The sequence below is a fragment of the Thalassobius sp. MITS945101 genome (assembly GCF_047123305.1).
Taxonomy (GTDB): Bacteria; Pseudomonadota; Alphaproteobacteria; order Rhodobacterales; family Rhodobacteraceae; genus Thalassobius.
Genome location: NZ_CP138918.1, coordinates 1,596,303 through 1,615,936 on the forward strand (window position 1 = coordinate 1,596,303; position 19,634 = coordinate 1,615,936).

23 protein-coding genes are annotated in these 19,634 nt (G+C 60.0%); 15 read left to right on the forward strand and 8 right to left on the reverse strand.

Features of this window, described 5'->3' with window-relative positions:
• Positions 1–13: 13 nt before the first annotated feature.
• From rnhA to ispH, 4 genes are read right to left on the reverse strand one after another with little or no spacing between them, the layout of a single operon-like run.
• A complete protein-coding gene (rnhA, locus tag SIC14_RS08035) occupies positions 14–466 on the reverse strand; it encodes a ribonuclease HI (protein WP_412565303.1) in 453 nt (150 codons plus the stop codon).
• A complete protein-coding gene (locus SIC14_RS08040; protein ID WP_412565304.1) occupies positions 459–1,058 on the reverse strand; it encodes a class I SAM-dependent methyltransferase in 600 nt (199 codons plus the stop codon). The genes rnhA and SIC14_RS08040 overlap by 8 nt, the downstream gene beginning before the upstream one ends.
• Positions 1,055–1,669, reverse strand: coding sequence for a LysE family translocator (locus SIC14_RS08045; RefSeq protein WP_412565305.1), 615 nt, complete (start codon positions 1,667–1,669; stop codon positions 1,055–1,057). Before SIC14_RS08045 ends, SIC14_RS08040 begins: the two co-directional genes overlap by 4 nt.
• Before the next feature lie 51 nt (positions 1,670–1,720).
• Entirely contained in the window at positions 1,721–2,671 is a 951-nt protein-coding gene (gene ispH / locus SIC14_RS08050) for a 4-hydroxy-3-methylbut-2-enyl diphosphate reductase (protein WP_412565306.1), read from the reverse strand.
• A gap of 131 nt (positions 2,672–2,802) precedes the next feature.
• On the opposite strand from ispH, the gene SIC14_RS08055 reads away from it, so the two are divergent.
• Complete coding sequence (locus tag SIC14_RS08055) at positions 2,803–3,273, forward strand: c-type cytochrome (RefSeq protein ID WP_412565307.1); 471 nt, start codon at positions 2,803–2,805, stop codon at positions 3,271–3,273.
• Positions 3,274–3,347: 74 nt separating this feature from the next.
• Here SIC14_RS08055 and SIC14_RS08060 read toward each other — a convergent pair whose 3' ends face one another.
• Positions 3,348–3,917 (reverse strand): NYN domain-containing protein, encoded by a 570-nt coding sequence (locus SIC14_RS08060; protein ID WP_412565308.1) that lies wholly within the window; start codon positions 3,915–3,917, stop codon positions 3,348–3,350.
• Between the two features lie 144 nt (positions 3,918–4,061).
• Here SIC14_RS08060 and folK point away from each other — a divergent pair, with 144 nt between their 5' ends.
• From folK to era, 11 genes are all read left to right on the forward strand, one after another.
• Entirely contained in the window at positions 4,062–4,625 is a 564-nt protein-coding gene (gene folK / locus SIC14_RS08065) for a 2-amino-4-hydroxy-6-hydroxymethyldihydropteridine diphosphokinase (RefSeq protein ID WP_412565309.1), read from the forward strand.
• 73 nt (positions 4,626–4,698) lie between these two features.
• Positions 4,699–5,055: a DNA-directed RNA polymerase subunit omega gene (gene rpoZ, locus SIC14_RS08070; protein WP_058245209.1), complete on the forward strand. Its 357-nt coding sequence runs from the start codon at positions 4,699–4,701 to the stop codon at positions 5,053–5,055.
• Positions 5,056–5,087: 32 nt separating this feature from the next.
• Positions 5,088–7,223 carry a RelA/SpoT family protein gene (locus SIC14_RS08075; RefSeq protein ID WP_412565310.1) on the forward strand — a complete coding sequence of 712 codons (2,136 nt, stop codon included), beginning with the start codon at positions 5,088–5,090 and terminating at the stop codon, positions 7,221–7,223.
• 14 nt (positions 7,224–7,237) lie between these two features.
• Entirely contained in the window at positions 7,238–7,897 is a 660-nt protein-coding gene (locus SIC14_RS08080) for a DUF2062 domain-containing protein (protein ID WP_412565311.1), read from the forward strand.
• A gap of 42 nt (positions 7,898–7,939) precedes the next feature.
• A complete protein-coding gene (locus SIC14_RS08085; RefSeq protein ID WP_412565312.1) occupies positions 7,940–8,701 on the forward strand; it encodes a pyridoxine 5'-phosphate synthase in 762 nt (253 codons plus the stop codon).
• Positions 8,701–9,321 (forward strand): LysE family translocator, encoded by a 621-nt coding sequence (locus SIC14_RS08090; protein WP_412565313.1) that lies wholly within the window; start codon positions 8,701–8,703, stop codon positions 9,319–9,321. The genes SIC14_RS08085 and SIC14_RS08090 overlap by 1 nt, the downstream gene beginning before the upstream one ends.
• Positions 9,321–9,767: a hypothetical protein gene (locus SIC14_RS08095; protein WP_412565314.1), complete on the forward strand. Its 447-nt coding sequence runs from the start codon at positions 9,321–9,323 to the stop codon at positions 9,765–9,767. The genes SIC14_RS08090 and SIC14_RS08095 overlap by 1 nt, the downstream gene beginning before the upstream one ends.
• On the forward strand, positions 9,764–10,240 hold the full coding sequence (acpS, locus tag SIC14_RS08100; RefSeq protein WP_412565315.1) for a holo-ACP synthase: 477 nt from the start codon (positions 9,764–9,766) through the stop codon (positions 10,238–10,240). The genes SIC14_RS08095 and acpS overlap by 4 nt, the downstream gene beginning before the upstream one ends.
• Before the next feature lie 58 nt (positions 10,241–10,298).
• Entirely contained in the window at positions 10,299–11,123 is an 825-nt protein-coding gene (gene lepB, locus SIC14_RS08105; protein WP_412565316.1) for a signal peptidase I, read from the forward strand.
• Positions 11,120–11,803, forward strand: coding sequence for a ribonuclease III (gene rnc, locus SIC14_RS08110; RefSeq protein ID WP_412565317.1), 684 nt, complete (start codon positions 11,120–11,122; stop codon positions 11,801–11,803). Before lepB ends, rnc begins: the two co-directional genes overlap by 4 nt.
• A 103-nt stretch (positions 11,804–11,906) precedes the next feature.
• Positions 11,907–12,812, forward strand: coding sequence for a GTPase Era (gene era, locus SIC14_RS08115; RefSeq protein ID WP_412565318.1), 906 nt, complete (start codon positions 11,907–11,909; stop codon positions 12,810–12,812).
• 10 nt (positions 12,813–12,822) lie between these two features.
• Here the strand turns inward: era and SIC14_RS08120 are convergent, their stop codons facing one another.
• Positions 12,823–13,008: a hypothetical protein gene (locus SIC14_RS08120; protein WP_412565319.1), complete on the reverse strand. Its 186-nt coding sequence runs from the start codon at positions 13,006–13,008 to the stop codon at positions 12,823–12,825.
• A gap of 70 nt (positions 13,009–13,078) precedes the next feature.
• On the opposite strand from SIC14_RS08120, the gene SIC14_RS08125 reads away from it, so the two are divergent.
• Complete coding sequence (locus SIC14_RS08125) at positions 13,079–13,411, forward strand: DUF1491 family protein (protein ID WP_412565843.1); 333 nt, start codon at positions 13,079–13,081, stop codon at positions 13,409–13,411.
• A gap of 42 nt (positions 13,412–13,453) precedes the next feature.
• Positions 13,454–14,173, forward strand: a complete 720-nt coding sequence (gene recO / locus SIC14_RS08130) for a DNA repair protein RecO (protein ID WP_412565320.1) — start codon at positions 13,454–13,456, stop codon at positions 14,171–14,173.
• Positions 14,174–14,176: 3 nt separating this feature from the next.
• Here recO and SIC14_RS08135 read toward each other — a convergent pair whose 3' ends face one another.
• Positions 14,177–14,722 carry a TetR/AcrR family transcriptional regulator gene (locus tag SIC14_RS08135; RefSeq protein ID WP_412565321.1) on the reverse strand — a complete coding sequence of 182 codons (546 nt, stop codon included), beginning with the start codon at positions 14,720–14,722 and terminating at the stop codon, positions 14,177–14,179.
• A gap of 116 nt (positions 14,723–14,838) precedes the next feature.
• Positions 14,839–18,051, reverse strand: a complete 3,213-nt coding sequence (locus SIC14_RS08140) for a reductive dehalogenase (protein WP_412565322.1) — start codon at positions 18,049–18,051, stop codon at positions 14,839–14,841.
• A 242-nt stretch (positions 18,052–18,293) separates the two neighbouring features.
• Between SIC14_RS08140 and SIC14_RS08145 the strand changes: the two genes are divergently transcribed.
• Positions 18,294–19,616 (forward strand): NAD(P)-dependent oxidoreductase, encoded by a 1,323-nt coding sequence (locus SIC14_RS08145; protein ID WP_412565323.1) that lies wholly within the window; start codon positions 18,294–18,296, stop codon positions 19,614–19,616.
• Positions 19,617–19,634 lie beyond the last annotated feature (18 nt).

Consider the following 19,634-nt stretch of genomic DNA (forward strand, 5'->3'; position numbering starts at 1 on the left):
GGCTCCCTTGCACTTAGTCCTTGAACGGCGCCATGCCCGCACGGGCCAGTTCATCTGCACGTTCGTTTTCGGGGTGACCGGCGTGGCCTTTGACCCATTCCCAGGTCACATTGTGCCGTTCCTGCGCAGCGTCCAGACGTTGCCAGAGGTCGACGTTTTTGACCGGCTTCTTGCTGGAGGTTTTCCAGCCGTTGCGCTTCCAGCCGAAGATCCAGCCGGTGACGCCGTTTTTCACGTAGGCGCTGTCGGTCACCACGGTCAGGGTCGAGGGACGCTCCAGTGCCTCCAGCGCCGAAATGGCGGCCATCAGCTCCATCTGGTTGTTGGTGGTGGCAGGTTCGCCGCCTTTCAATTCGCGCTCTTTCAGGACTTTGTCGCCCTCCATCGCACGCAAAAGGACGCCCCAGCCGCCGGGGCCGGGATTACCGGAGCAGGCTCCGTCGGTATAAGCATAAAGATCAGGCATGTGCCGTGACTACAACGAAGGTTTCATCTTGACCAGCAAGTCCTTCGCCGTTGCCGCGCCGGGTTTTGACCACGCGGAAGCCGGCTGCTTCCACAAGGGCTAGCAACTCGTCCTCGCTGTAATAGGCGTAGAACCGGTTAAGCGAGTCGCGGGATTCACCAACGCCCAGTTTCATACCGAGGGACAGTGCCCCCTTGGGATTGAGGGCCTGACGCACATGTTCCAGGTGGTCCGGCATCTCTATTTTGGGGGCATGCAACAGGCTGAAATTGGCCCAAATCCCATCGTATCCCGCCATGGCGCTTAGCTCGTGAAAATCCGAGACCTGCACGTCGATGCCATAGGTCGATTGGGCATAGGCAGCCATTTCGGGAGAGGCATCCATGCCATCGGCGAGAAACCCATCTCCGCGCAGGCGGGCGGTCCAGTGGCCGGGACCGCAACCCAGATCCAACACCCGACCACCGTCCGGGAGTAGCGCTTTGAACGCGCTGTAGTCAGCCTCTTGGTCGGTGTCCTTGGTGCGGGCAAACCCAGCGGCATAACGCCCCGCCGCTTCGGCGTAGACCTTCAGGGTTTCGGTATCGCTCATGCTTTTTCCAGTGCCAGACGACCAGCCAGCAGGGCGAAGATGCCGGCAAAGCTGCGGTTCAGCCATTTCATCACCCGTTCGGAGCCCAACAGGACGTCGCGCGCGGCGGCGGCAAACACGCCGTAGATCACAAAGACCGCAAAGGTCATCGCCATGAAGACGCCGCCAAGGGTGGCCATCTCAACACTTGCAGTGGCGGCATTGCCGGACAGGAAGGGCGGCAGCAGCGCCAGAAAGAAGATCGACAGCTTCGGGTTCAGGATGTTGATCAGCGCCCCACGGCGCGCGATGGTCCAGGCGGGTTGGGCGCGGGCTTCACCGCTGACGGACAGGGCACCGTCCGATTTGACGGCCTGATAGGCCAGCCACAGCAGATAGGCGACGCCGGCGAATTTCACGATCTGGAACAGCAGTGCAGAGGTGTGCAGCACTGCCGCCAGCCCCAGAATGGCGGCGGCCAGATGTGGCACGATCCCCAGAGTGCAGCCAAAGGCCGCGATCAGCGCGGCGCGGCGGCCCTGACCCAGACCAAGTGCAAGCGTGTAGATCACGCCGGTTCCGGGGGCGATGACAACAACAAAGGCAGTGACAAGAAACTGTAGAGAAATCATTTAGGGTCTCCTGATGTGGGCATAAATTGCCCGATTGAGCTTGCTCTAGAATCAGGCCGGTTGGCGCAGGATCCTAGGCACTTTGAATTCAACGTTTTCCTTGGCGGTTTCCACCTCGGCCACCGTGACATCATAGCGGGCTTTGACCGCATCGATCACCTCATTGACCAGCACTTCGGGGGCGGAGGCCCCGGCGGTGATGCCGATGGCCTTGATCCCTTCGATAGCGCGCCAATCAATATCGTCGGCGCGCTGTACCAGCTGTGCGTAGGCGCAGCCGTTGCGCGCACCTACCTCAACCAAACGGCGAGAGTTTGAGGAGTTTGGCGCTCCGACCACCAGCAGCGCATCGATCTTGGCGGAAATGGCTTTCACCGATTCCTGCCGGTTGGTGGTGGCGTAGCAAATGTCTTCCTTATGCGGTCCCTGGATCGCGGGGAAGCGGGCCTCAAGCGCGGCCACGATGTCTTTGGTGTCATCCACCGACAGGGTGGTCTGGGTGACAAAAGCCAGCTGTGCCGGATCGCGCACCTCGACCGTGGCCACGTCTTCGACCGTTTCCACCAACAGCACTTCACCTTCGGGCAGCTGGCCCATCGTGCCGACCGTTTCGGGGTGGCCAGCGTGGCCAATCATGACGATCTGCAGCCCGTTTTCGGAATGCCGCTCGGCCTCGATATGCACTTTGGACACCAGTGGGCAGGTGGCATCGACAAAGACCATTTCACGGGCCTGCGCGGCGGCGGGGACTGATTTCGGCACGCCATGGGCGGAGAAGATCACCGGCCGGTCATCGGGGCAATCGCTCAGCTCTTCGACAAAGACAGCACCTTGGGCTTTCAGGCTGTCGACCACAAACTTATTGTGCACAATTTCGTGACGGACATAGACCGGTGCCCCCCATTTCTGGATCGCCATTTCGACAATTTTGATGGCGCGATCCACACCCGCGCAAAAGCCGCGGGGCGCTGCGAGGTATAGGGATAGGGGCGGTTTGGTCATGGCTCGTCTCCGTCGCTTGCAGCAGAGGTAAGGCGCGCGGGGGCATTGGTAAAGAGGGCTCTTGACCTTCCAGCGCGGGAAGGCGCGAAGAGCTGCCAAAAAGAAGACCTGCCAAAAACGGAGAAGACATGATGAAGCGAGCGATGGGTATAGCCTTGGGGCTGGGTCTGGCCAGCGTGGCACCGGCCGGGGCGGAGCAGGCGGGGTTTCTGCCTTACACCAGCCCCGGTGTGATTGCCGAGGGGCAGGTGATCTATGAGGAAAACTGTGCCGCCTGCCACGGGGCGCAGCTGGAAGGCGAGCCGAACTGGCGCGAACGGGATGCGGAGGGCTATTTGCCGGCGCCGCCGCATGATCCCTCGGGGCACACCTGGCATCACCCGGATGCGCAGCTGTTCATGATCACCAAATTCGGCACCGAGGCGATGGTTGGCAACGGGTACCAAAGCCGGATGGGCGCCTATGAGGATGTGCTGAGTGATGAGGAAATCGTGAAGGTGCTGGCCTTTATCAAAAGCACCTGGCCCGACCAGATCGTCGAGATGCACAATGAGCGCAACACCGCGGCCAAGGCCGCGTCAGAGGCGCGGCAGGGCAACTGAGATTTTTCCAGGTAAAACCGGTAAAAAAAACCGGGGCGGCGGCCCCGGTTTCATTGTTCTGTTGCATTCGCCGCTTAGGGTGCGGGGTAGGCCATATCCCGTTCGGTCGGGTTTTCCCGCGGGGGGCGACCGATCACTTCTTTCAGCTCGTCCAGCTCGATGAAGTTATCGGCCTGGCGGCGCAGTTCGTCGGCAATCATCGGCGGCTGGCTGCGGATGGTCGAGACGACCGAAACACGCACGCCCTGACGCTGCAGGCTTTCGACCAGCGGGCGGAAATCGCCGTCGCCGGAGAACAGCACGATGTGATCCACACGCGGGGCCAGTTCCATCGCATCGACGGTCAGTTCGATGTCCATGTTGCCCTTCACCTTCCGGCGGCCTTGGCTGTCGGTGTATTCCTTGGCCGGTTTGGTCACCATGGTGAAGCCGTTGTAGTGCAGCCAGTCCACCAGCGGGCGGATCGGCGAATATTCGTCGTTTTCCAGCAGAGCGGTGTAATAGAATGCCCGCAACAGCTTGCCCCGACGCATGAATTCCTGGCGCAGCAGTTTGTAATCAATGTCAAAGCCCAAGGCTTTGGCAGCGGCGTACAAGTTCGATCCATCGATGAACAGCGCCAGCCGTTCGTCTTTGTAGAACATCTGAATTTCCTTCCGATTATCAGCGCGCAGCGGTCCGTGAGTGATTGATGCTTAAAATTTGCCGCGCAACTCTTGATCAAAAATAAATTGTTGCGCTAGGGCGCGCAAGGCACCCTCATGGTTCATAAGGATAGGTCAAAAAACATGAATAAAAAGGAAATCCTCATCGCTTTTGGCGGCAATCTGCCACTTGAGGGTGAAGACCCGCGCGAAATCATGCCGCGCGCGATTGCGGCACTGGCCGAATCGGGGCTGCCTGCGGATGTGGTAAGCCCGCTGTATCAGACCCCCTGTTTCCCTGCCGGGGCGGGGCCTGATTACGTGAACGGTGCATTGAAGATTGTATCCAATATGCCTGCCGAAGAGGTGCTGGCCACTCTCCACAGGGTTGAGGCCATGTTCGGGCGTGAGCGTAAATCCCGCTGGGCCGGGCGTCCGTTGGACCTGGATCTGCTGGCGGTTGGCGCGGGATTGTTCCCTAACGTCACAACCTGGCGGCATTGGTATGACCTGCCACTGGAGAAACAGAAGCAAATCGCGCCTGAAGAACTGATTCTTCCGCACCCCCGTTTGCAGGACCGCGGATTCGTTCTGGTGCCGCTTGCAGACGTCGCCCCGGACTGGGAACACCCGGTTTTGGGCAAAACCGTGCGGCAAATGGTTCAGGAACTGTCGCCAGAGGCTGTCTCAGAAGTAGTGCGCCTCTGATTTCGGCTTGTAAACCACCTGCAACCGCCCTAAATACTGCCTTTCTAGCCCATCCCATGATCGGAGTGTCTTTATGGCCCGCGTTACCGTTGAAGATTGCGTAGACAAGGTTCCGAACCGGTTCGAACTGGTGATGCTCGCGTCGCACCGCGCACGTGAAATTGCATCCGGTTCGCCGTTGACCGTGGACCGCGACAACGACAAGAACCCTGTTGTTGCCCTGCGTGAAATCGCGGACGAAACCCAATCGGCTGATTCGCTGCGTGAGCGTCTGATTGAAAACAACCAGACCCAGATCGAAGTTGACGAACCCGAAGAGGATTCGATGGCTCTGCTGATGGGCGGTGGTGAGGCTGACAAGCCGGCGGAGGACGACATGTCCGAAGAAATGCTGCTGCGCCAGCTGATGGAAGCACAAGGCCAGGGCTAAGCCCCAGCTCAGGGTATAGGGACGCGAAGACGATGATTGCGGTTGACGATCTGATCGCACTGGTTCGCAACTATAACCCCAAGACCAATGAGACATTGCTGCGCGAGGCCTATGAATTCGGCCTCGCCATGCACGACGGGCAGTTCCGCCATTCTGGCGAGCCCTATTTTACCCACCCTATCGCTGTTGCTGCCATTCTGACCGAACAACGGTTGGACGATGCCTCGATCATCACGGCCTTGCTGCATGACACGATTGAGGACACCAAGGCGTCTTACACCGAAGTTGAAGAGCGTTTCGGCAAAGAGGTGGCAGATCTGGTGGATGGGGTCACCAAGCTGACCAATCTGCAGCTGTCTTCCTCTGAGACAAAGCAGGCGGAAAACTTCCGCAAACTGTTCATGGCCATGTCGAAAGACCTGCGGGTTATTTTGGTCAAGCTGGCAGACCGGCTGCACAACATGCGCACTATCAAGGCGATGCGGCCCGACAAACAGTCGCAGAAAGCCCGCGAAACGATGGAGATTTTTGCGCCGCTGGCAGGCCGGATGGGCATGCAGTGGATGCGTGAAGAGCTGGAAGACCTGGCCTTCAAAGTTCTGAACCCGGATGCCCGGGCCTCGATCATGCGCCGTTTTGTATTGCTGCAGAAAGAAACCGGCGACGTCATTCACCGCATCACCGGCGACATGCGCGCCGAATTTGAAGCGGCGGGAATTGAGGCGCAGGTTTTTGGCCGCGCTAAAAAACCTTACTCAATCTGGCGTAAGATGTCAGAGAAGGATGTAGGGTTTTCGCGTTTGTCTGATATCTACGGATTCCGTGTTGTCACCGACAATGAAGGTGACTGTTACCGCGCGCTGGGGGAGATTCACCAGCGGTGGCGGGCTGTGCCGGGCCGTTTTAAAGACTATATTAGTCAACCGAAATCAAACGGTTATCGTTCCATCCACACCACGGTTTCAGGCCGTGATGGCAAACGAGTTGAGGTGCAGATCCGCACCCGCCAGATGCATGATGTGGCCGAAACCGGTGTGGCGGCGCATTGGTCTTACCGCGACGGTGTGCGGTCGATGAACCCTTTTGCGGTGGATCCGGCCAAATGGTTGGCCAGCCTCACCGAACAGTTCGACGCCGAGGAAGATCACGATGCTTTCCTCGAAGCGGTAAAGCTGGAGATGTATTCGGACAAGGTGTTCTGTTTCACTCCGAAAGGCGAAGTGGTGAAACTGCCCAAAGGCGCGACGCCAATCGATTTCGCCTACGCAATCCACACTCGAATCGGCAACGCCTGTGTTGGAGCCAAGATTGACGGGATGCGGGTGCCGCTTTGGACGCGGGTGAAAAACGGCCAGTCGATCAGTGTCATCACCGCCGAAGGCCAGACCCCGCAGGCGACCTGGCTGGACATTGCGATCACTGGTAAGGCCCGTTCCGCCATCCGCCGCGCGCTGCGGGAAGTGGACAAGGAGCGGTTTGTCAAACTGGGCCGCGAACTGGCGCGCTCGGCCTTTGAGCACGTGGACAAGAAGGCCACTGATAAGGTGCTGGAAACCGCTGCCCGTCATCTGCGGATCGAGGATGTGGACACGCTGTTGGCCCGTCTTGGCAGTGCCGAGATCACCGCCGCAGATGTGTTGCACGCGGTCTACCCCGAACTGGCCGATACCGAAGCCGACAATATCGAAGCGCGCCGCGCCGTTGTGGGGCTGTCGCCGGATCAGAGCTTTAACATCGCCAAATGTTGCCAGCCGCTGCCGGGGGAACGGATTGTCGGGATCAGCAGCCGCGGTAAGGGTGTGATGGTGCACGCCATCGACTGCGAGGCGCTGCAGTCCTATGAGGACCAGATGAACCGCTGGCTGGACCTGCATTGGCATGCCGGCAAACACCCGGCGATCCACCACGCCACGCTGGAGCTGACCATCGGCAACGACGCGGGTGTGCTGGGACGAATTTGCACATTGATCGGGGAATGTAAGGCGAATATCTCGGACCTTGAATTCGTCGATCGCAAACCCGATTTCTTTCGTCTGTTGATGGATGTGGAGCTTCGAGATGCCCTGCATCTGCACACTGTCATGACAGCAGTCGAAGCCGAAAGTGATGTGGCGGCAGTTCAACGGTATCGCGACCCGGCCCGCGCGAGTTTCAATTCGGCCGAATAGGAGGGCGTCACGCCTTGGTTTTTAAGCGCCGCGACAAACGACCGATCTGGAAGGTCGTGTTCGAATTCTTCTGGCCGCGTGGCGGCTGGGGACGGGCGGCGCGTTACGTAAAACACCGGTTGCATCGTTTGCCGGACTCGCCCGAAAAAATCGCGCGCGGCATCTTTGCTGGCGTCTTCACCACCTTCACTCCGTTTTACGGCATGCACTTCATCGTGGCGGGCACCATTGCGTTCATCATGCGTGGCAACATCCTTGCCGCGCTGTTGGGCACCTTTTTTGGCAACCCGCTGACCTACGTGCCGATTGGTGTGGTTTCGATGAATGCAGGCTATTTCCTGCTGGGGCGTCGCGGCGATGTGGGCGATGTAGAGCGGTCACTTGCGGGCAAGTTTCTGGATGCGGGCGCCAACCTCAAGGACAACTTCCTCGCGATCTTTTCGGATCGGCAGATGGAATGGCATCAACTGGGCAAATTCTACCAAGAGGTTTTTCTGCCCTATCTTGTTGGCGGTCTGATCCCCGGCATCATCGCCGGTATGGTCTGCTACTATATTTCCGTGCCACTGATCCGCGCCTATCAGAACCGCCGTAAAGGCGCGTTGAAGGCGAAACTGGACGCGATCAAGAAAAAAGCCCATCTGAAGGCTGACGGCGGCTCCAAAGCGGACTAAAGTCAGCCCCGACGGGGAAGGCTTTTAGCGAAGGAGAAGGCGATGAAGCCTTTGGGAAAACTGCGCCTTGGCGTGAATATTGACCATGTGGCCACTGTGCGAAATGCCCGGGGCGGGGCTTATCCCGATCCCCTGCGCGCTGCCAAGCTGGCCGAAGAGGCGGGGGCGGATGGAATCACCGCCCACCTGCGCGAAGACCGCCGCCACATTTCGGATGCGGACATTGACGGGCTGATGGAGGTTCTGTCGGTGCCGTTGAATTTCGAAATGGCGGCCACCGATGAAATGCAGCAGATCGCGCTGCGCCACAAACCTCATGCGGTTTGTATTGTGCCGGAGAAACGCGAAGAGCGCACCACCGAGGGTGGTCTGGAGGTGGCCCGCGAGGAAAATAAGCTGGCCCATTTTATTGCCCCTCTGCGTGACGCTGGCTGCCGCGTGTCGATCTTTATCGCGGCGGACCGGAAACAGATCGAAGCTGCTGCCCGGATCGGGGCAGAGGTGATCGAACTGCACACCGGCGCCTATTGTGACCACTTCGCCGAAGGCAATATGGCGCAGGTCGAGGAAGAGCTGAAAGCGCTGCGGGACATGTCGGCCTATGCCCATTCGCTGGGGTTGGAGGTGCATGCGGGCCATGGGCTGACCTATGAAACGGTGCAGCCGGTTGCGGCCTTCCCAGAAGTGATGGAGCTGAACATCGGCCATTTCCTGATTGGGGAATCGATCTTCCGTGGGTTGACGCCAGCCATTGGCGAAATGCGCCGCCTGATGGACGAAGCCCGCGCCGAAAGCGCTGCGTGATGGTGGAGGGTCTGGCTGTCCTGTTGATCGCCTGGGCCGTGGCCGGGGGCAGCCCCGGCCCGGCCACGCTGGCGATTTCTGGCACCTCGATGGGGTTGGGACGGCGGGCTGGTTTGACCCTGGCGGCCGGTGTGGTCTGCGGGTCGGCCTCTTGGGGGATTGCCGCCGGATTGGGCCTGTCGGCGATGATGCTGGCGCACGCCTGGGTGTTTGAGCTGCTGCGCTATGCAGGGGCTGGGTATCTGGGTTTTCTGGCGCTGAAATCCCTTCGTTCGGCATGGCAAGGCGGCGCGGCAACGGTGCAGCCCGCCCAAAGCCGCAACCGGTTGTTCACCAAGGGCCTGGCGCTGCACCTGACCAATCCCAAGGCGATTTTTTCCTGGGGCGCGGTCTATGCCGTGGCCCTGCCGGCTGGTGCCGATATGGGGGCAGTCTGGTCGCTGTTTGGCGCGCTGATCGCGGTGTCGATGCTGGTGTTTTTCGGCTATGCGCTGCTGTTCAGCGCGGCGCCGATTGCACGGGGTTATGCGCGGGCGAAACGGGGTTTTGACCTGGTGTTCGGACTGTTGTTCGGCGCGGCCGCGGCCAAGATTTTCACCACCCGATTGGAGGCCCCCTGATGCGGCATATTCTTGCAACCGCGATTGCGATGACACTCAGCACGCCGGTATTCGCCGGTGATGTAGTGGACTGTGACTGGCAGTCACAGGCGCGGAATCTGGCGGAACCTTGGGAAGACAACACCAGGCTCTTTGCCAATGGCGCGGTGCGTCTGGCGCTTTTGGATACAGTGGAACCTGCGGCGGGAGCCTTTCACCTGCTGGTCCTGTCGCCGCCCTACAATGAATTGGGCGACCGACAGTGTCGGGTGGTGTCGCTGGAGGGCAGTATTGGGTTTTCCGGCATCGATTTTGCCAATGTCGGCGCGGCTTACGACCCCTCTATTGGGTTGATCTTCAACTTCGAGGCGCAGCGGTTTGATTCCGGTTACAACGACTTCCTGCCGATTACCCTGGAAGTGACGCTCAATCAGGCCACGGGTGACATTGGGGTTTGGCATCAATGATCCTTGGCATTGGCACCGATCTGGCCAACATCGAGCGGATCGCTGGCACGCTTGAGCGGTTTGGCGACCGGTTCCGCAACCGTGTCTTCACGGATCTGGAGCAGGCCAAGGCGGAGCGGCGCAAAGATGTGGCCGGCACCTATGCCAAACGCTGGGCCGCAAAAGAGGCCTGTTCCAAGGCGCTGGGGACCGGGCTGGCCATGGGGATCGCCTGGAAAGACATGTCGGTGAGGAATCTGCGCACCGGCCAGCCGGTGATGGAACTGACCGGCTGGGCCAAAGAGCGGCTGGAGGCGATGACGCCTGAGGGGCATGAGGCAACTGTGCATGTGACCCTGACAGATGATCACCCCTGGGCGCAGGCCTTTGTGGTGATCGAAGCCCTGCCGATCGGACAGTCGACACACAGCGCTCAGGGGCTAAGTGCCCAATTTCCGCCGATCGTGAAGGATGGGGACGGGGGCGCGGGTTGACTCGGCCCTATGCATTCCGCATCTAGCAAAACAAAGAAGATTTCAGGAGAAAGAGCAGATGGCGATAGAGGCCAAAAAGGACAATGCGGTCGTTGAGACCATCAAGACCGTGGTCTGGGCGCTGGCCATTGCCGGGATTTTCCGCACCCTGTTCTTTCAGCCGTTCTGGATTCCGTCCGGCTCGATGAAATCGACGCTGCTGATCGGCGATTTCCTGTTCGTGAACAAGATGGCCTATGGCTACTCTTATGCCTCCTGCCCGAACATCCGCTTCCTTGGCCTCGATGCCAAAGACATTTGCGCGGTGATCGACGGGGAGAACACCCGGGTCATGGGCTCCGAGCCGGAGCGGGGCGATGTCATCGTTTTCCGCCACCCGACCTCTGGGATCGACTACATCAAACGTGTGATTGGCCTGCCGGGCGACACCGTGCAGGTACGCGATGGCGTGGTTTACCTGAATGGCGAACCTGTGCCGCAGGAACCGACTGCCGATTTTGTTGAGGTCAACGAACAGCAGGGGCCACAAGGCGGCAAACCTCGGTGTAAATCCATTGTTGGCAGCAACGGCGATTGTGCCAAAGAGGCCGCGATTGAGACCCTGCCCAACGGGCGCAGCTACACGGTGCTGAACATTCGCGATGGCAATGGGGTGGACAACACCCGTGTTGAGACTGTTCCAGCGGGTCACTACTTCTTCATGGGCGACAACCGCGACAATTCCATCGACAGCCGGGTTCATCAGAACGCCCGTGGTGTTGGCTTTGTGCCTTACGAAAACCTGATTGGGCGCGCTGACCGGATCATGTTCTCCTCCGCCGGGCGGTCGATGCTGGCCTTCTGGACCTGGCGGTCGGACCGTTACTTTGCGGCGGTCGAATGAAACTCTCGGCCGAACTGAAAGCCTTTGAAGGCCGGATCGAACACAAGTTCAACGACCCCGAGCTTCTGGTTCGGGCCGTCACCCATTCGTCCAAGTCTTCGCCCACGCGGCAGGACAACCAGCGGCTGGAGTTTCTGGGCGATCGGGTGCTGGGTCTGGTGATGTCCGAGGCTCTGCTAGAGCGGGACCGCGCCGCAAGCGAAGGCCTGCTGGCGCCGCGCTTCAACGCGCTGGTGCGCAAGGAGGCCTGCGCCGACGTGGCGAAAGAGATTGATCTGGGGGCGGTGCTGAAACTGGGCCGTTCCGAGATGATGTCAGGCGGCCGGCGCAAGCAGGCGCTTTTGGGCGACGCGATGGAGGCGGTGATTGCCGCCGTGTATCTGGACGCCGGGTTTGAGGCCGCCAAGGCCCTGGTGCTGCGGCTTTGGGGCAATCGGGTGGATTCAGTTGAATCGGATGCCCGTGACCCGAAAACCGCGTTGCAGGAATGGGCGCAGGCCCGCAAACAGACCCCGCCGAACTACACAGAAGTGTCCCGTTCCGGCCCCGACCATGCGCCGGTGTTCACCATTAAGGTGACCCTGCAAAGTGGTGAGACCGAAGAGGCCACAGCCGCCTCCAAACGGCTGGCGCAACAGGCGGCGGCCAAGACGCTTCTGGACCGTTTAACCCAGCAATAACTGCCCTTCTGGTCAAAGCCGGTGAAATCGGCTAGACCTGCCCCCTTGCCGGGCAGACGATGAGGTCTGTCGCGGAGACTGACCACCTTAGGAATTCACACATATGACCACACGCGCCGGATTTGTTGCCCTGATCGGAGAGCCCAACGCGGGCAAATCCACCCTGACCAACGCTATGGTGGGGGCCAAGGTGTCCATCGTGACCCATAAGGTGCAGACCACCCGTGCCCGCATTCGTGGCGTGGCCATGGAAGGCGATGCGCAGCTGGTCTTTGTGGACACGCCCGGTCTGTTCAAACCGCGCCGCCGTCTGGACCGTGCTATGGTCGCCGCCGCCTGGGGTGGCGCTGCGGATGCGGATATCATTGTGCTGATGGTTGAGGCCCACCGGGGTGTGACCGAAGGGGTTGAACGCATCTTGGAAGGGCTGGAAGAGATCGGCGAAGGGCGCAAGATTGCGCTGGCCATCAACAAGATCGATCGGGTGAAACCCGAGGTGCTGCTGAAACTCAGCGCCAATTTGAACGAGCGTTATGATTTCACCCACACCTTCATGATCTCGGCTGAAAAAGGTCGTGGTGTGAAGGACCTGCGTTTGTGGCTGGCCAAGGAACTGCCGGAAAGCCCGTGGCTCTACCCCGAAGACCAGATCGCCGATCTGCCGATGCGGATGATCGCCGCAGAGATGACACGCGAAAAACTGACGCTGCGGATGCATCAGGAACTGCCCTACCAGCTGACCGTTGAGACGGAAAACTGGGAAGAGCGCAAGGACGGCTCGGCTAAGGTGGATCAGGTGATCTACGTCGCTCGTGACGGCCACAAGGGCATCATCCTGGGCCACCGTGGCGAGACGATCAAAGCGATCTCCAAGGCTGCCCGTGAAGAGCTGACCGAGTTTCTTGGCCGCAAGGTGCACCTGTTCCTGCAGGTGAAGGTGCGCACCAACTGGCTGGAAGAGAAAGAACGCTATTCCGAGATGGGGCTGGATTTCAAAGACGGCGCCTAAGCGGCGCCCCTTAACTGTTGAAGATGCCTGATGCGCGCAGGAACCAGAACGCCCCGATGAAGCTGAACAGACCGCCGAGGCTCATCTGGTACGGCTCGGGCATCAGGTGCACCTGGAAGTAGGCTGCGCCCATCAACGCAACGCCCATCGTCACCAGAAAACGCGGAACAATGGTCCGTCTGCGGAAATTCGACATGTTAACCTCATGGCTGGTGGTTTGACTCGTAAAGCTGGTAGACTCTACGTCACTTTCTCTGGGACTTTTAATTATGCGTTTGACAGCTCGCACCTGGGTTGATGCCTATCTGACCAGGCTCCGTCTAAGTGATATTCCAGCTTTTGTGGTCGTCCATGGCGATGACACGGCGGGGGCGGTGCTGGTGAAGCTGAACACGCTAGATGGTCAGGCGGTTGGGTTTCAACGTTCGTTTGATTTGATGACCGGAGAGCGGCAATGGATGGAACTGTCCTCGGGCGCAGAGATTGACGTGGACCAGTCGATCCACAAACAGCGGTCATTTGATCCGGATCTCTGGGTGATTGAGGTCGAAGATCGCGCCGGTCGCCACCTCCTGGACGAGCCGGGCCTGTCGGATTGATCGCCGCTTGTAACTTCGCCGGATAAGCGCAAAGCTGACCTTATGGAGTGGCGGGACCAGGGCATATTGCTGGCTGTGCGCAAACACGGTGAGACCTCGGCGATCCTTGAGGTCTTTACGCCGACGCGCGGTATTCATGCCGGTGTGATGCGTGGCGCCATCAGCCGAAAAATCGCCCCCCTGTTGCAACCCGGCGCGCAGCTGGACGTGCAATGGCGCGCCCGGCTGGAAGATCACCTTGGCAGCTACACCGTGGAACCGCTGCGCAGTCGTGCGGCGATGGTGATGCAGGATCGTCAAGCCTTGGCCGGGCTCAACGCGGTCTGCGCTCTGCTGGTGCACAGCCTGCCTGAAAGGGAACCACACCCTGCGCTTTATGAGCGCACGGAGGCGCTGTTCGATATTCTGGATGAGACCGAACTGTGGCCCCTGGCCTATCTGCGTTGGGAAGTCGCCCTGCTGGAAGAGCTGGGCTATGGCTTGGATCTGGACGAATGCGCCGTGACCGGCAAAACGCAGGAGCTGATCTATGTCTCGCCCAAAACTGGCCGCGCTGTGTCGCGCGAAGGAGCGGGCGACTGGGCCGACCGGATGCTGCCCTTGCCCTTCTGTCTGCGTGGTGGACTGGATCCGGACCCGCAGGAGGTGGCGACAGGGCTGCGCACAACGGGGCATTTCCTGCAGAAATCGCTGGCTTCTGGCACCCGGGGCCGCCCAATGCCCGAAGCGCGGGCACGGTTTATTGATCGGCTGTTGCGGTAGCTTCTAGCGCAGCGACATCACGAGGTCGATCAATGACCCCATCGGCGCGGTGTCGTCATTGGCAGGTAGGTCTTTCAACCCGACCGAGGCCGCCAGGATCAGGCGTGCCCAATCCGGATTGGATATTCCCGATTCCCGCAGCAACCCGTCCAGCAGATCCAGCCGCAGCGCATCCACCTTGGCCACCCGTTCTGCCACTTTCGGGTCGTCCTTGGCCCAGGCCCGAACGGCGTGTTCTGGATTGGCATCGGCCAATGCTTCGCCACCGTAATCGGTGACCTCTTCCCCCAGCCGGCGCAGACGGGCCGCGGCGTTGGCTTCTTCTTCGATGACAGAGGTCAATGCGGTCAGCGCCTCCGCTTCCCAGACGTCCAGCATGGCGGCCTGATAGGCGGGCACATCGGCAAAGTGCCAGTAGAAAGAGCCTTTGGTGGTTTTCAGCCGGCGGGCCAGTGGTTCCGCCTTCAAGGCGTTTGGGCCGTCCTCAGCGAGGGCGGCAAAACCGGTTTTCAACCAGTCGGCTTTAGAGAGGCGCGGTTTGCTGGTCATAGGGAAATGCTACGCTGCAGCATTTCGTTTTGCAACTGCAGAGTTTTCCGGGGGTGAAAGTGTCACAGAAGGGTCACGTGGGGGGCTTCTGCCCCCGGCGTGGTTCCCTACGCACCTCAGAGGTCAATCTCAATCTCACCACCTGCCTCAGCTGCGCGGGACTGGCACAGTATGATGCCCGTTTCCCGCTGCTTGTTCGACAGCACAAAATCGCGGTGTTCTACCTCACCGGCCACCAGACCACATTTGCAGACACCGCAGATGCCATCGGCGCATTTCACGTCCACATGCACCCCGTTTTCCAGCAAGACATCACTGGCCGTCTTGTCCTCTGGGACCTCCAGACGGCGGCCATCCTTCAGTTTCAGGGTGAAGGGGTGGTTTTCATAGTCGGGCTGTTCGGGAACGTTGAAATATTCCAGATGCCGCGTCTCTTCGGGGAAACCTTGCCGTTCGGCTGCCTCCATCACACCGGCCATAAAGCGGTCGGGGCCACAGGTGTAGACATGCCAGCCGTCGGCGTAGCCGGACAGGACCTGATCCAGATCGGCGCGGGTGCCTTCATCGCTGAAGTGGTAATGCACCTTGTCGGCCCAGGGCATGGCGGCCAGATCGTCCAGATAGCCCGCATTGGCACGGCTGGAGCAGGAATAATGTAGTGCAAAATCCTTGCCCAAATCATGCAACCGATGCGCAAAAGCGATCATCGGCGTGATGCCGATGCCACCGCCCATCAAGAATGTCTTTTCAGCCTCTTCCGCCAGCGGGAAGTGGTTGATCGGTTTGGAAATAAAGACTTTCCGCCCCTCATCAAAGATCCGGTGCAACAGGGCCGAACCTCCGCGACCTTCGTCTTCGCGCAGCACTCCGATCTGATAGCGCCCGGTTTCGGAGGGGTTGCCCGACATCGAATACTGCCGCAGGAATTCCGGCGCGACCAGAACGTCCAGATGTGCTCCGGCTGTCCAATCCGGCAGGGGGGTGCCATCCAGCGTGGCGAATTCATACTTCGTCACATCCGCAGTCATCGCTTCGGCTTTCTTAATCTCAACCCGGATCACCGGCGCGTCCGTCACAGGCTGGGTGATATGCAGCGCCGACAGGTCACCGGCCAGCAGTTTGGCGCGGTATTCCTCGGCGGGGATCATTGCCTCATAAGCGGCAATGCCTGCCTCACGGTCCATCGGATGCGGGTAAGGCCAGGGCGGCGGGGCAAGGTTGGCGGGGTAGACCGCGAGGGTCTGATCCTCATAGCGCAGGTCCAGATCCGTCTGCAGGTCGCGCCGGTTCAGCGGGTGTTTGGTGGGGTAGTAGGCGCCGTCCTCGGACAGTTCCAGATCCCACCACCACTTCTTCACATCGTTCAGCCCGCCGTTGCCCAGCGTGTCGTCCAGCTTGGCCAGTACAGAGGCAGCGGCGGGGATGTTGGAGGCGGCCCAGCGGAACGGCGCTTCGGAAAACAGACCTTCCAGGTTCCACGGGCAGGTCTTCATGCAGCGGCCACACATGGCGCCACCCGGCGTGGTGATCCGGTAGGTGGCACATTTTTGGCTGTCGGATTTCCAGATCTCATAGCCGTTGAACATCAGTTTCGGCCCCGCTGTGATCGCCCCGGAGGGGCATTCGCGGGCACATTTGTTGCAACTTTCGCAGAATTTTTGCAGGCCGAAATCGATTGGCTTGTCATGGGCCATTGGCATGTCGGTGGTGACCACGCCGGATTTGAGACGCGGGCCAAGATAGGGGTTGAGGATCACCTCGCCAATGCGGCTGACCTCACCTAGACCGCTGAGCAACAGCAGCGGTGGTTGCAGTACCTCGCCGTCCATCACGGTGTGGGCCTTGGCAGAATAGCCAAGGTTGCGGATCTGTTGGGCGATCACCCCCCCCAGCAGCGAAAAGCGCAAGTAGGCGCGCATGGACTGGGCCACCGCGATCCAGTCATCGCCGGATGAACCCTCCATGGTTTCGCGGCCCTGATCGATGATCATCGAGATTGCGTTGCCGTGGCGCGGCGTGATTTCTTCACCGGCAGCATCGTGGCTGTACCAGGCCCAATCGGGGCAACGGCTGATCCCCACAGCATCGGCACCAAGGAAATAGCTGGTTGCCTTGATGTTCAGTGCATTTTCTTCGGGACTGGTGGGGCGTTTGCCCTCGGGGTTGGGATCGCCGTTCTGGATCACCACAAAGGCACCAAGCGCCCGCCGCTGGGCAAAGCTGGGGGCGGACTTGCGAACGTAATGGCCGTTTTTAGTGGCGTCCTGCACATGTTTTCCCATGTCGCCAAACAGGGCACGGGCAAACATATCGGTGCGTTTGGGGACGCGGGCAACATGGGCCTCGTCGATATAGGTTGTGGGGTCGTCCACCCGCTTCAGCCGTTCAAACGGATGGGCGCCGTCAGCAAAGCGCCGTTTGGCATAGGGATCGCGGTTGAGGCCCGACTTGGCGCTTTTGGTGCCCAGCTGCCAGCTGAGGCCCTTGGTGGCCGACCAGGGCTGTGCTTTCATCGGCGCGAGGGGGCGATCTGGCGTGATCGGCAGGGTGCAGGTCACCGCCGCGAGCCCGAATCGGCTGCCCAACCAAGGGGCAATCAGCTGATCGCCTTCAATTGTCGCCAGTCCGGCCGCCACGGCTAGCCGGTTCAGATCCACATCTGATGAGGCCCCAGAATGCGCTTTGGCCCCCCAGCCAAGCAGGCGGATGTAGTTGGCCAGCACCGCCGCAGTTTCATTGGCGCGCAGGCAGGCTCGCTGCGCCTGTGCGTCCTGAAACCACGCTGCGCCGGCTTCATCCGCGTCCGGATCGCGCGGGTATTCATAGAGGAATACCAGCGCAAATTCATGTGACTCGATCGAGGAGGGCTTGGCGCTCATCGCCTCTTTCAACTCGGCCATAATCATGTCGATGCCAGAGGCCAGGGTCTTGGTCTGACGGGTTTTCAAGGCCTCCGCCAGACGCTGAATGTCGGGGTTGAGAACGGGCGTTTCAAGCCGTGCCGCATCCGGCAGCTTACAGATGCCAACCATGCTGGCGTCGCTAAAATAACCGAAAGATTTCAGATGATTGGCGCGTTCTGTTGGGTCGCTCGGGATCTCGGATTGCAGCCGGTTGACGGCCCCGTCGCGGATCGCATCCAACATCGCCTGATACTCGCCCATGGCGTTGACGATGCTTTCAGGCGCGTCGGGGCGGCGGAAGGATGTGGGGGTCCATTCGGGCAGTCCGGAAAGGTCCGGCAGATCCCCCAACCGTGCCAGGGTTTCCAGCGGGTAGGGACCCTGGTGAACAGGACGGGTTTTGTCCGAGAAAAAGCGCAGACCCATGGGGTGCCATCCTTTGGTTCTGGGGACGCCGCCGCTACCAGGCAGACGTCGAAGTCTTGTCAGAGTGAAGGGCCTAACGGGGCGTGGGGCAAGTCTAAATCCTCATTCCTGAGGAGGGTGGGCAAAGGCCGCCCAAATGTGTTTTTCGCAAACTGCTTAAATTTTACCAGTTGATAAAAAAATGAAACGGTGCAAACTGATTCACAAAAAAGAAGACAAAACCAAGCTCAGTGGAGGTATTCATGACTTCGAACGCGCTGACGCCAGGCATTGTTGCTGGGCGGCTTCCTGCGGAGGATCTGGTCGATAACTTTTCGGACCTGCATCCGCCCCTTGACGATCACGAGGCGCTTGTCGCCGCGGATCGTTGCTATTTCTGTCACGACGCGCCGTGTATGACGGCCTGTCCGACGGACATCGACATCCCGCTCTTTATTCGCCAGATCGCAACCGGCACCCCGGAAGCAGCGGCGAAAACCATTCTGGAGCAGAACATCCTTGGCGGCATGTGTGCCCGTGTCTGCCCGACCGAAACCCTGTGTGAGCAGGTCTGCGTGCGCGAAACCGCCGAAGGCAAGCCGGTCGAGATCGGCAATCTGCAACGCTACGCCACCGACACGCTGATGGCGGCGGGTGTGCATCCGTTTGAACGCGCCGCCGCAACCGGCAAGAAGGTTGCTGTTGTCGGCGCCGGTCCTGCGGGCCTCAGCTGTGCCCACCGTCTGGCGACCAAGGGGCATGACGTCACCCTATTTGATGCCCGTGCCAAATCCGGTGGCCTGAACGAATTTGGCATCGCCGCCTATAAATCGGTCGACAACTTCGCTGAGAAAGAGGTCGACTGGCTGATGCAGATCGGTGGCATCACCGTTGAGCATGGCAAAGGTCTCGGCGCAGGGCTGTCGTTGGACAAGCTGAAATCCGATTATGACGCTGTGTTCCTAGGCATCGGTCTGGCCGGTGTGAACGCCTTGAACGTGGAAGGTGAAGACAAGGACGGCGTGCTGGACGCGGTCGACTTCATCGCAGAGCTGCGTCAGGCGGATGATCTGGGTGCGGTCGAAATTGGCCGGGACGTTGTTGTCATTGGTGGCGGCATGACCGCTGTGGACGCGGCTGTGCAGGCCAAACTCCTCGGTGCGCTGAACGTCAGCCTGGTCTATCGCCGTGGCAAAGACCGGATGAACGCGTCGGAGTTTGAACAGGAACTCGCTGCCACCAAAGGCGTGCGCATCATCACCAATGCTTTGCCCAAAGCGGTGATCGGCAATGGCGCCGTGCAGGAGATAGAGTTTGAATACACCGACAATGATCTGAACCCCACAGGGCAGACGGTACGTCTGGCTGCCGATCAGGTGTTCAAGGCCATTGGTCAGCAGCTGGGCGGTGACGACCTGCCCGCTGTGGACCGCGGCAAGATCACTGTCAGCGAAACGGGCCGCACCAGTCTGGATGGCGTCTGGGCCGGGGGCGATTGCGCCTCGGGTGGGGATGACCTGACCGTGACCGCCGTGGCCGAAGGTCGTGACGCGGCCGAAGACATTCACGCCGCCCTGTCGGCGTAAGCAAAGGGAGATAGCACA